Raw genomic sequence first — 12,184 nt, forward strand, 5'->3', positions numbered from 1 at the left:
TGTATAGAGCCAGACGCTATGGATTAATACCGGTGGGCGGTAGGTCGTTTATTACGGTGAATCCATGTGGATCGTTCAAGTATTTGCCCGTAGGTTGACGGCAACGGCAATCCGATTTTTTGCATTATTAGGGCCGCACCGTTCGGCGTACGCCATTTTGCTCCATGGTCTGCTGTTAGCCCTGCCTGTTCACGCTGATGCTAGCTCGACGGCCCGTCCGGGCAGTGTCGCTTTCTGGTACGCCTCCTCTCCGCCGCTGGAAGAACTGGCACAGTTCGAGTGGGCGGTTCTTGAATCTGGCCATCTCTCACGACGAGACGTGGCGTTTCTTCGCGCTCAGGGCAGTTCGCCCTTTGCCTATCTTTCCGTTGGCGAGTACGACGGCGACCTCTCCGAGGGTGGCGACGAGATCGCCCGGAGCGCAAGCGAGGTCCGTAACCAGGCCTGGAACAGTCAGGTCATGCAGTTGAGTGCCCCGGCGTGGCGCGAACATCTGCTGGCTCAAGCCCGAGCCCTCGAGCAGCAGGGCTACGTCGGTCTTTTCCTGGATACGCTGGACAGCTTCCTGCTTTTGCCCGAGGACAGGCGCGAAGCCGAGCGCGTCGCGCTGCGCGATTTTCTTCGGCAACTGCACCGGGAGCTGCCGGAGCTCAAGCTGATCTTCAATCGCGGGTTCGAAGTACTTCCCGAATTGCCGGGCGTGGCGAGCGCGGTGGCGGTCGAATCGATTCACGCCGGCTGGGATGCCGGTCGCGGACGTTACCGTGCAGTGCCGCAAGCTGACCGGGACTGGCTCGACATCCACCTCGATCCATTGCGTGCCCAAGGCGTGCCGTTGATCGCGATCGATTACCTGCCATCCACACAGCGCGAGGAGGCGCGCGCGCTAGCCGAGCGTCTACGTGGCGAGCGTTTCATACCCTTCGTCACCATGCCTGAGCTGGATTATCTCGGGATCAGCACGCTGGAGGTCCAGCCTCGACGCGTTGCGGTGATCTACGACCCACGGGAAGGTCCGCTTTCGAGCAACCGCGGTCATATGTTTCTGGGCGGGCTGATCGAATACCTTGGCTATCGGGTCGACTACCTACCAGCTGACCAGCTGCCGACAAACCCGATGGGCGGGCTCTATGCCGGTATCGTGACCTGGATGACCAATGGCCCGCCGGACGATTCTGCCGCTTTCGACGACTGGCTCGTGGCCCGGCTCGACGAAGGCGTTCCGCTGGCCATCATGGGAGGGGTTCCCGTGGTCGGCCGGGCAGTACTCAGGCGGTTGGGGATGCGCCACGTTGGCAAGCCGGCGAAGCCCGGTGTCTCTATCCTCGCGCAGGACAAAACCCTGGTGGGCGGTTTCGAAGCGCCGGTTACGGTGCGAGTTCGCGAGCTGGTAGCGCTCGACACGATCGATGGCGAGGCACAGGCAGGCCTGAGCCTGGTCGATAGCGAGCAACGCCGTTACACGCCGGTGGCGACCGGGCCTGCCGGCGGTGTTGCGCTGACGCCCTACATCATTGAAGAGGGGCCTGACTACCAGCGCTGGATTCTCGACCCGTTCGTCTTCTTGCAGCGTGCCCTTCGGTTGCCGCCGTTGCCCCGCCCGGATGCGACCACCGAAAACGGGCGGCGTATCGCGACGGTGCATATCGATGGCGATGGTTTTCTGTCTCGTGCCGAGGTGGCCGGCTCCCCATATGCCGGTCGCGAGGTGCTCGAGGCGTTCATCGAACCGCATGGGTTGCTGACGTCGGTATCGGTGATCGAAGGGGAAATCGGGCCCAAAGGCCGCTATCCCCATCTCGCCCGCGAGCTGGAGCCGATCGCGCGTGAAATATTCGCCAATCGTAAGGTCGAGGTGGCCAGTCACAGTTTCAGCCATCCGTTTTACTGGCAGCCGGAGCGCGCCCAGCTCCGGGAAGGCTTTACCGCCGAGTACGGCATGACGATGGCCATTCCCGGCTATGACAAGCTGGATTTCACACGGGAGGTGGTGGGTTCGACGGCCTACATAAACGAGCGGCTGACCACCGCCGACAAGCCCGTGAAGATGATCTTCTGGACCGGCGACGCACTGCCGGATGCGGCTACGATCAAGCTCGCTTATGACGCCGGCCTGGAGAACGTCAACGGCGGAACGACCATCCTGACCCGCGCGCATCCTTCATTGACCGGGCTATCGCCGCTAATCCGGCCGACGGCCGGCGGCATCCAGTACTACGCGCCGATCATCAACGAGAACCTCTATACCAATCTCTGGCAGGGGCCCTATTACGGTTTCCGGGGTGTACTCGAGACCTTCGCGCTGACCGATGCCCCCCGCCGTCTGCGCGGCCTGCATCTGTATTACCACTTTTACTCTGCGACCAAGCAGGCATCGATACGGGTCATGCAGGACATCTACCGATCGATGCAGGCCGAACAGCCGATATCGCTCTGGATGAGCCAGTACATCCGACGGATGAATGGTTTGCACCAGTCGAGCCTGGCCCGGCTCGGCGATGGCCGCTGGCAGATTCGTGGCCTGGATGGGCTCCGCACCTTGCGACTGGATCCAGCGCTCGGTTGGCCGGACCTGCGCCGCTCGCAGGGCGTCGCCGGGGTTCGCGAACTGCCGCAGGGTCGCTACGTGCACCTGAGCGATGCGCACGCCGTGCTCGCGCTGCGTCCCGAGCGTGACCCCAGGCCCGCCCTGGAGCAGGCGAACCTGCCGCTGCTGGCCTGGGACTATCTGGATGACGACCGAGTGAAACTTTCCTTCGCGGGAGAAATGCCGCTGCGGTTTTCCGTTCGCGCCAGCGGCCGCTGCTCGCTGGAAGTTGCGGGCAAGCGTCATGCGGGCGCGAAGGTTCAGGGCTTGTGGCAGTTCGAGCTGGCAGAGACGCGGGTGAGCGATGCGCAACTCCTCTGCCACTGAACCCGTTCGGCTTCTCAGTCCCTGGGCCCTGCTGCTCGTCGGCGGGCTAGTCGTTACCCTGCTGGTCGTCACCTACCATGGCGACGAGGTCTTCATGCCGAGCGAGCGGCAACCTGATGCCGTCTCGATCAGCTACGCCGAACTGCTGCTGGAAGCCCATCCTGATGACACCAGCTTGCGGCTCAAACTCATCGAACAGCTCATTGCCCTCGGCGACCATGTCCGCGCCCGCTCACACGTCTTCAGGCTGAATGAGGCGTCCGGCGATGTCCGCTTTTTCCTAACGGAGCTGGCCGTACTCGAGGCTCAGGCGACTGAAAAAGCGGTTTCCGCCCAGACCCTCGCGGCGCTGAGTGCCCAACTACGCGGCGTGGTGCGCGAAGGGCTTAGCCTCGAACAACTGGCCCGGCTTGCCCGCCATGCCTTGGCGGTGAACGACCCGAGCCTGGCCGCGCAGGTCTACCTGGACCTGGCTGAGCGAGACGAGGCCAGACGACAGCAGTGGTTTGGCGAAGCGGTAACGGCCCACCTCGCCGCTGGCGAAACCGGAACGGCCGCACGCTTGCTGAGCGGAATGATCGCCCGTGTTGACAGTGCCGATGACCGGCAGCGCTATGTCAGCGAGGCGTTTTCGGCATACCTCGCCGCGGACCAGGGTGAACAGGCAGCGACCGTGGTGCATGCCAATCTGGACATCTTGGACGCAGCCGATGGTGCGCTGCTTGAAGCGGCGGTAAAGGCGGGTATCGGCAGCCAGCGGTACGACCTGGCCGCTGAAATCCTGGCACGCTGGCGGCTGCTCGATCCCGAAGGCGTGACCGCGCTGCGCAGCGAAATGCAGCTGCGCCTCGCGTCGGGTCAGCTCGAGCAGGCCTGGGAGGTCGGCCAGCAGCTGGCGAATGTCGCACCGCAGCCCGCCGAGACGCTCGAAACCATGGCCAAGCTCGGCGAATGGACAGGGCGGCCCAGCGAGGCCCTGGAGTACTGGCTGAAGTTGCTGCAGCAGCAGGATGGTCTGCAGGTGCGGGAGCACGCCTGGCGTCTGGCGGCCCAGCTGTTCGATTTCGATAACACCATCCGGTTGCTGGCCGGTGCGGGCGAAAGCCGGCAACTGTCCGATGCCGAGCTCGACGCCCTGGTCTACAGCCATGGCCAGCGCGGCACGCCAGAGCAGGCCGAGCGCTGGCTGCGTCAGTATCTCAGCGCCCATCCGGATCACAGCCTGGCCTGGGAGCGCCTCCAGCAGTTGCTGGAACAGACGCAGCAACTCGAGGCGCAGGTCGCGCTCTGGGCTGAGCGCGACCGCAGGTTCGGCGTGAGCCTCGAGCAACGATTGGCCTGGGCGCACGTGCATTGGGAGCTGTTCGATTTCCAGGCCGCCTGGGCCGTGCTCGATGCAGCCGACCGGCAGCAGGTCAGCGAACCCGCCTACTGGCTCTTGCGCGCCGAACTGGCGTGGGACTTGGAGCGTGATGAGGATGCAATGGAGGGCTATCAGCGGCTCCAGGAACTTGGGGTCGCCAACAGCGATACTGCCGACGAGCGGCTCATCACCCTTTACGAGCGTCACGCTCCGGCGCGGGCGCTGGACGTCATGATGGCCAGCTGGGAGCGCAAGCGGACCCCGGCGAATCTGACCCGCGCCTTGCAATGGGCGATGCAGCTGGATGACCTGCCACGGTTGCGCCTGCTGGTCGAGCAAGGCCTGCAGCTACCTGAAGGCGAACGAGTCGGCGCGCTATGGAGCGCCCGCGCCAGGCTCGCGGTGCAGGCGGGTGAACAGGCCGAGGCCGAGCGATTGCTGGTCGAGGCCGTTGCGCGCTTCCCGCACGCCGACGCGGTCAAGGAGCAGTTGCTCTGGCATTACATCGACACGGGCAACAAGGCGGCCCTGACCCCGCTGCTGCAGCGCTGGGAGCCGCTCGCGCACAAGCGCAGCAGCCTGTGGCTGCCCTATGCGAGTGGTTACCTGCTGCTCAATCGCAACGAACTTGCGCTGCAGTGGTTCGACCGCTTCCTGCGACGCAACCCCGAGGACCTGCTGGTGCAGGCCGCTTACGCCGATGCATTGGACAACGCCGGCTATTTCGACCGAGCGCTGCGGTTGCGACGCCATCTGGCTGGGCTCTTCGATGGCCGGCCTGCGACGGCGGAGCCGGACACCTATCGGACCTACCTGAGCCTGCTCAGTGCGGGTGGGGCCGGCATCGAGATGGTGTTGCGCCTGGAGCGGCCCGATGCCCGCCCCATGCTGCAGATCTGGTTCGACCAGTTCAGCGAGCAGCTCGAGCGGCTCAACCAGCCGGCATTGAAGGACGAATGGCTTGGCTGGGCGCGTCGCAATGGCCTGCGCATCGATCGGTATGCCGAGCTGCAACACGCATTGCGCGCCCACAATGCCAGCGCGTTGGAGCGCCTGCTCGCCGGCGGCGGGCTCGATCCGGCGCAACGAGTCGAAGCCTTGCAACAGCTCGGTGCGTCCCATCGGGCGCTGAGCGAAAGTCTGGCGGCGCTTTCGCCGGACCAACCGGACGCGTTGCAACACCAGTTGCGGGGCCAGGCGCTGGCCCTCCAGGCGCGCCACCCGCAAGGCCTGCAGATCGGCCTGCGCCGGCAGGATTTCGGCACCCTGGAGCTGCGTGGTCAGACGGCGGAGATCGCCCGCCAGTTCGGGCGCGACTGGCATGCCAGCGCCCTGTTCAGCAGACAGCGGTATTCGGGGCCGGGCCTTTCTGACGCCAGCCCCGGTGTCGAGCGGTCCGCTGAGCTCCAGCTGACCCGCGAGCTCGGGCCGGCCTGGCTCGGCGCGGCGCTCGAGATCAGCGACCATGACGAAGGCGATCGCCAGGGCGCTGGTGTTTTTGGCGGCCTTCAACTCACCGATACCGATTCGCTTGAATTTCACGCCGACTGGCATCGCCAGGCTGAGGAGAGCGGCCTGGCTCGTGCACTCGCCCGTCGCGACTCGGTGGGCGTCAGTGCGACGCATGGCCTTACACCCCGTGACCAGTTCAGCTGGTCGCTCGCGCAGCAGCGGTTCAGCACATTGGACGGCGAAGCGCTTGGCCACGGGCGCCAGCTGAATCTGGAATTCAGTCATGCACTGTTCTTCGAGGGGCCTAGCTGGACACTTCGCAGCGGCCTGAGCCATGCCGCCTATCGGCTGGCGGACGGGCCCTTGCATTCAGTCCCGCAAGAACCGGCCGATTACCTGCAGGAACGCTTCGGTCAGGTCTATGTCGCCAGCACCTGGCGCCGTGGCTTTCCCGGTGCGTTGAACCGCGAAACCGCCCAATACAGCTGGCTGGTCGATGTGTTGGCCGGCTGGCAGTGGACTGAGCAGCAGGTCGGCTACGCGATCAACGCGGGTGTCGGGACGCGGCTGCTCGGTGACGACGAACTGGCGTTCACCCTGGGGTATCAGTCGGCGCCGCGCAACGGCGACGGCGAGCCAGGAGGCACGCTGAGCCTGACCTACAGCACCCGGTTCGGGCGCTGATTTCTCACAGGGAGATCCATCCATGTCATTCATCCGTTATCTGGCCGTGCTCGCCGTGGCCATGTTGGCGACCGGCTGCAGCACCTTCACCGATCACGATACGGCGACCCTGCCGCGTGAGGCCGCGTGGGGGCTGGTTCCGGTCGTCAATTTTTCGCAAGCCCCGCAGGCGGGCGAGCGGGTCGAGCAGATCCTGCTTAGCGTGCTGGCCGAGCAGGGCCTGCAGCCGCGGCATTACCCGGTCGCACCTCGGTCGGACCTGCCCATGCTCGACGACCGCAGTCGACTGGCCGATGCGCTGGCCTGGGCAGCATCGGAGCGGCTCGACTATGTCATCAGCGGCAGCGTCGAGGAGTGGCAGTACAAAAGCGGTCTGGACGGCGAGCCTGCGGTCGGTATCAGCCTGCAGGTGATCGAGTCGGCGACGGGGCGGGTCGTCTGGAGCAAGAGCGGTGCACGTGCCGGCTGGTCACGCGAGAGCATCGCCGGTACTGGGCAGAAGGTGTTGCGCGAGCTGGCCGGCGCGTTGCGGCTCGAATGATGTCCGTCGGATCGGCACACAAGGACTTCACGCTGGCGCCGCGCGCCGGCGCGGCTGTGTCGTGGCTGGAAACCTGGGTGATCACCGGCCTGGCGATCGGCCTGGGTTACTGGTTGTCCCCCGAAGACCCGCTCATGGTGCAGGCTTCGTTTCCCTGGCCGCTGATGGCGCCCCTGTTGCTCGGCATGCGCTACGGCTTCATGCGGGGCATGGTCAGCGCGGTGCTGCTGATCCTCGCGCTTATCGCCTATCACCGCTACGGCGACGGGCTGTACCCGCAGATGCCGGCGTCCTTCATCGTTGGTGTGCTCGTCAGCGGCATGCTGGTAGGGGAGTTTCGCGACATCTGGGAGCGGCGCCTGGAACGGCTCGACCTGGCCAACGACTACCGCCAGTTGCGGCTCGACGAGTTCACCCGGGCTCATTACATCCTTCGCATCTCTCATGACCGTCTGGAGCAGCGGGTCGCGGGCAACGATCAGAGCCTGCGCAGCTCGCTGCTTGGCTTGCGCAACCAGCTGCGCGACCTGCCTCGTGGCGACGATGCGCTGCGGGCCCTGGCGGAACCGGTCCTGGGTCTGCTGGCCCAGTACGGCACCTTCCGCGCCGCGGCGCTCTATCGGGTGCGCGACGGTGTTGCGCTGCCCGGCGCGCTGAGTGCCATGGGCGATGTCGCCCCGCTCGACCACGACGACTTGCTCATGCGTATGTGCCTGCAGCGCGGCGAGCTTGTCAGCATCCGCGAGCACCTGATCGAGCGAGGCGAGCATCGGCAACATTCGCGTTACCAGCTGTGCGTCCCGCTGAGCGACACCGAAGGATGCTTCCTGGCAGTGCTTGCCATCGAGCAGATGCCCTTCTTCTCGTTCAACGACCGGGTGTTCGGCCTGCTCGCCATCCTGGCCGGGCACATCGCGGACCTGATCCTGAGCGATCCGGAGCTGCTCCATCTGCAGGACATGGACAGCCAGCACTTCAGCCAGAACCTCAAGCGCTCGGCCAGCGATGCACGGCTTCACGGGCTCGATGCCAGCCTGTTCGCACTGCAGGTGAAGGCGTCGGCCAACAGCGACAGGCTGTTGCGCCTGATCGAGGACAGCCGTCGCGGGTTGGATCTGCAGCTCAGGCTGACCGACCAGGACGGCGACACCTGCGTGCTGGTGCTGCTGCCCTTGACCTCCGCCGAAGGCGCTCAGGGCTATCTGTTACGCCTCAATACGCTGCTGGGCGAGCGGTTTGGCCAGGGGCAGACGCTGGACAGCCTGCAGGTTCGGGTGCTGGCGCACGACATCGGCGCGGAATACGGGCAGGAAGCCTTGCGTCATTTCCTCTACAGCGAGTGTGGCTTGAATGATCAGCAAGTGGCTGTTTAGTGGCGCGCTGCTGTTCGAGCTGAGCAGCTGGGCGGCGTTCCACGAGCGTTTGAGCGTTGCGCAGGCGACATCGCTGTATCTGGGGGCGCATGCCGCGAGCAGCGCCTTGCTGGCGGCCGGAATCTGGCTGCTCCTGCCTCGTCGCTACAAACTGCCGCTGCCGTGGAGCCCGTTATTCATCTTCTGTCTGGCGTTCTTCGTTCCGGTGTTGGGCGCGGTTGGGGTGGCGGCTGCGCTCTTTCCGGCGCTGTACCTGCCCCGGCGTCGGCAGGAGAAGAGCTGGGACTCGATGGGGCTTCCGGAGTTGCCTTTCCGACCGCAGGAGCGCGGCAAGGAACTAATGTTCAACGACGGCGGCCTGCAGGACGTGCTGCGTCATGCTCCAGATACGGACAAACGGATGGCCGCGCTGTTCGCTACGCGTCGCATGCCGTCCCGCGAAGCCATCCCCATCCTCAAGCTGGCGTTGCGTGATTCGGCTGATGATGTCCGGCTTCTGGCCTATTCGATGCTCGACAAACAGGAAAGTGAGATCAACCTGCGGATCGAGACGGCTCTGCGACAGCTTGCGGTGGCGGAGGGCGCCCACCGTACGGCATTGCACGATGCCCTGGCGCGCTGGTATTGGGAGCTGGCCTATCTTGGGCTGGCCCAGGGAAGCGTCCTGGACCATGTCCTGGAGCAGGCGCGCGAGCATGCGCAGCGCACGCTGGACATCCCGGGCAATCCCTATGCGCATGTCCTGGCGGGGCGGATCGCCCTGGAGCAGGGGCGGCTCGAAACCGCGGCGGACCACTTCTCTCACGCAGAAGCGGCCGGCGTCGGAGTGCCGACACTGGCTCCTTTCCGTGCGGAAATCGCCTTTCTTCAGAGACGTTATGCCGAGGTTCGCCAGCAGTTGGCCGCGCTCCCGTCCGAAACCCTGCAGCGTCCGCCTTTCGCTGCCCTTGCGAAGTACTGGTTGTGACCCTCATGCGATCCGAAACGCCTATCGCCGATATCTGCCTGCTGCTCGAGGGCACCTGGCCCTATGTGCGGGGTGGCGTGTCCAGTTGGGTGAACCAACTGATCCTGGGGCTGCCGGACTTCACCTTCTCGGTGGTATTCATCGGCGGGCAGCGAGAGGCTTACGGGGAGCGGCAGTACAGGATTCCGGCCAACGTCGTGCACATTGAAGAGCACTTCCTGGAAAGCGCCTGGCGTCCGGTCGAGGCGCTCGGCCGGGTCGGGCACGAAGGCGCGGGAGAGACCATGCGGCAGATGCATCGCTATCTCCACGACCCGGGCATCCAGGACGAAGCGCTCGGCGAAGGCCTGCTCGACACGCTGGCTTCTGGTCGGCTGTGTCTTGAGGACGTGCTGCGCAGCCGATCGAGCTGGGAGGCGATCACCGAGGGTTACACCCGGCATTGCAGCGACCCCTCGTTCGTCAATTACTTCTGGACACTGCGCACCATGCATGCGCCGATCGTCATGCTTTCGCAGGTTGCGGCCCGGCTACCCAGGGCGCGGGCCCTGCACTCGATCTCGACCGGATACGCGGGGTTGCTGGGGGCCGTGCTGCAGCGTCGCTGGCAGTGTGCGTACATGCTTAGCGAACACGGCATCTACACCAAGGAACGCAAGATCGACCTGGCCCAGGCCAGTTGGATATCCGAAGGCCCGGACGAGGCCTTGCGTACCGGCTTGGACACCGAGTTCAGCTATATCCGCAACCTGTGGATCCGCTTTTTCGAGCGCATCGGCCTGCTGACCTACCGCGCGGCAGACCCGATCATCTCGCTGTACGCAGGCAACCGGCAGCGCCAGATCGCTGATGGCGCGCAACCCTCGCGTACCCGCGTGATCCCGAACGGCATCGCCATGTCGGTCTGGGCCGATGCGCTGCAGCGCCGCCCAGCGGGGATTGCGCCAGTGGTCGGGCTCGTCGGCCGCGTGGTCCCGATCAAGGACGTGAAGACCTTCATCCGGGCGATGCGTGGCGTGGTCAGTGCCATACCGGAGGCCGAGGGTTGGGTGGTCGGGCCCGAGGAAGAGGATCGCGCCTATGCGGCCGAATGCCGAAGTCTGGTCGCCAGCCTCGGATTGGAAGGCAAGGTGAAGTTCCTCGGGTTCCGGCAGATCCACGACCTGTTGCCCAACCTAGGCCTCATGGTGCTGACCTCGATCAGCGAGGCCCAGCCCTTGGTGATTCTCGAAGCTTGGGCAGCGGGAACGCCTGTGGTCAGCAGCGATGTCGGTTCCTGCCGAGAGTTGATCGACGGGGCGGCGGACGAGTCGCCACCGCTGGGTTGCGCCGGGGAGGTGGTCGCCATTGCCGACCCCCAGGCGACGGCCAGGGCGATCATCGGCCTGCTCGGCAACCCCGAGCGCTGGCGGGCGGCCCAGGCGGTGGGACTCGAACGGGTGAATCGCTATTACACCGAGGCCCTGATGCTCGATCGTTATCGCAATCTCTATCGCAACGCCACGGGGAGGCGCTGACATGGCCGGTATCGGTTTCGAGCTGCGCAAAATCCTGTCGCGCGATTCCTATACGGCTACGCTCCGCGCCTATGTCTATGCCGGCTTGATCAGTTCGGGCCCGTGGGTGCTGTCGATCATCAGCGTGATGCTGATCGGGGTGATGAGTCTTGGAGTGGTCGTGCCGGAGCTGCTGGTGCGCCAGTTCCTGGTCAGCGTGACCTACCTGATGGCCGCTTCGCTGATCCTTACCGGTGGCGCTCAGCTGTTCTTCACCCGGTTCATTTCGGATCGGCTGTTCGAGAAGCGACAGGACTGCATCCTGCCGAATCTGGTGGGCATCCTGCTGATGGTCACGGTGGCTTCGGGTGTGCTGGGATTCGCCTTGCTGAGCCTGGTGTTCGATCAACCGTTCGGATACCGGCTGCTGATGCTGGCCAACTTCGTCGTGCTGTGCAACCTGTGGCTGACCATCATCTTCCTGTCGGGCATGAAGGCCTACAACCGCATCCTGCTGATCATGGTCATCGGCTATTCGCTGATGGTGCTGTGCGCCTATCTGCTGCGGTTCATGAAGCTCGAAGGGCTGCTCCTCGGCCTGCTGATCGGGCATGCGAGCCTGTTCTTCATGTTCCTGTTCGACATCCTTCGGGAGTACCCGGCCCGGCGGCTGGTGGCGTTCGATTTCCTCGAGCGCCGGCAGGTTTTCCTGAGCCTGCTGGTCACAGGGCTGTGCTACAACCTGGGAATCTGGATCGACAAGATCCTGTTCTGGTTCAACCCCAGCACGTCGAGTCAGGTGATCGGGCCGTTGCGTGCTTCGATGCTCTACGACCTGCCGATATTTCTGGCCTACCTAGCGATCATCCCAGGCATGGCGGTGTTCCTCGTGCGCATCGAGACGGACTTCGCGGAGTGGTATGAGCGGCTCTTCTCGGCCATTCGCGGGGGCGAGACGCTGCAGCACATCGGCCAGCTCAAGCAGCAGATGATCCTGGCGGTGCGTCAGGGGTTGCTGGAAATCTGCAAGGTCCAGGGCCTGACCGTCGTGCTGCTGTTTCTCGTTGCACCCGACCTGCTCGCCTGGTTGGGGATTTCGGCCTATTACCTGCCGCTGTTCTACGTCGACCTGATCGGCGTGAGCATTCAGGTCGTGTTCATGGCGCTGCTCAACGTCTTTTTCTACTTGGACAAGCGCCGGATCGTGCTGGAGCTGTGCCTGATCTTCGTGCTGCTCAATGCGATGTTGACGGTGATCAGCCAGCACATGGGCCCGAGCTTCTTCGGCTATGGTTTTACGCTGTCGGTGCTGGCGTGTGTTCTGCTGGGGCTGGTTCGCCTGTCCAGCAGTCTCGAGGATCTGGAATACGAAACCTTCATGCTGGGCCGCTGAA

General features: G+C 64.5%; 7 protein-coding genes. All 7 read left to right on the top strand.

Annotated features, from left to right (window positions below; all coding sequences use genetic code 11):
- Positions 1-64 precede the first annotated feature (64 nt).
- The 7 genes from CW305_RS20595 to pelG are packed head-to-tail and all read left to right on the top strand — an operon-like array spanning position 65 to position 12,183.
- On the top strand, positions 65-2,914 hold the full coding sequence (locus CW305_RS20595) for a bifunctional glycoside hydrolase/polysaccharide deacetylase family protein (protein WP_104098827.1): 2,850 nt from the start codon (positions 65-67) through the stop codon (positions 2,912-2,914).
- Positions 2,892-6,413, top strand: coding sequence for a tetratricopeptide repeat protein (locus tag CW305_RS20600; protein WP_104098828.1), 3,522 nt, complete (start codon positions 2,892-2,894; stop codon positions 6,411-6,413). The genes CW305_RS20595 and CW305_RS20600 overlap by 23 nt, the downstream gene beginning before the upstream one ends.
- Before the next feature lie 22 nt (positions 6,414-6,435).
- Positions 6,436-6,954, top strand: coding sequence for a penicillin-binding protein activator LpoB (locus CW305_RS20605; protein WP_104098829.1), 519 nt, complete (start codon positions 6,436-6,438; stop codon positions 6,952-6,954).
- A complete protein-coding gene (locus tag CW305_RS20610; RefSeq protein ID WP_104099120.1) occupies positions 6,954-8,327 on the top strand; it encodes a PelD GGDEF domain-containing protein in 1,374 nt (457 codons plus the stop codon). Before CW305_RS20605 ends, CW305_RS20610 begins: the two co-directional genes overlap by 1 nt.
- On the top strand, positions 8,305-9,294 hold the full coding sequence (locus CW305_RS20615; protein WP_090520796.1) for a tetratricopeptide repeat protein: 990 nt from the start codon (positions 8,305-8,307) through the stop codon (positions 9,292-9,294). The genes CW305_RS20610 and CW305_RS20615 overlap by 23 nt, the downstream gene beginning before the upstream one ends.
- A gap of 5 nt (positions 9,295-9,299) precedes the next feature.
- Positions 9,300-10,811 carry a GT4 family glycosyltransferase PelF gene (gene pelF / locus CW305_RS20620; RefSeq protein ID WP_090521179.1) on the top strand — a complete coding sequence of 504 codons (1,512 nt, stop codon included), beginning with the start codon at positions 9,300-9,302 and terminating at the stop codon, positions 10,809-10,811.
- Between the two features lies 1 nt (position 10,812).
- Entirely contained in the window at positions 10,813-12,183 is a 1,371-nt protein-coding gene (gene pelG, locus CW305_RS20625; protein WP_090520800.1) for an exopolysaccharide Pel transporter PelG, read from the top strand.
- The last annotated feature ends 1 nt before the right edge of the window (position 12,184 follow it).

Origin of the sequence: Stutzerimonas kunmingensis (assembly GCF_002929225.1) — a bacterium.
GTDB lineage: Bacteria > Pseudomonadota > Gammaproteobacteria > Pseudomonadales > Pseudomonadaceae > Stutzerimonas.

What these genes read in the sequence shown, in the direction of transcription:
- CW305_RS20605 (WP_104098829.1), top strand. Translation starts at nt 6,436, where the DNA reads ATGTCATTCATCCGTTATCTGGCCGTGCTCGCCGTGGCCATGTTGGCG.
- CW305_RS20600 (WP_104098828.1), top strand. Translation starts at nt 2,892, where the DNA reads ATGCGCAACTCCTCTGCCACTGAACCCGTTCGGCTTCTCAGTCCCTGG.
- CW305_RS20615 (WP_090520796.1), top strand. Translation starts at nt 8,305, where the DNA reads ATGATCAGCAAGTGGCTGTTTAGTGGCGCGCTGCTGTTCGAGCTGAGC.
- pelG (WP_090520800.1), top strand. Translation starts at nt 10,813, where the DNA reads ATGGCCGGTATCGGTTTCGAGCTGCGCAAAATCCTGTCGCGCGATTCC.
- pelF (WP_090521179.1), top strand. Translation starts at nt 9,300, where the DNA reads ATGCGATCCGAAACGCCTATCGCCGATATCTGCCTGCTGCTCGAGGGC.
- CW305_RS20610 (WP_104099120.1), top strand. Translation starts at nt 6,954, where the DNA reads ATGTCCGTCGGATCGGCACACAAGGACTTCACGCTGGCGCCGCGCGCC.
- CW305_RS20595 (WP_104098827.1), top strand. Translation starts at nt 65, where the DNA reads ATGTGGATCGTTCAAGTATTTGCCCGTAGGTTGACGGCAACGGCAATC.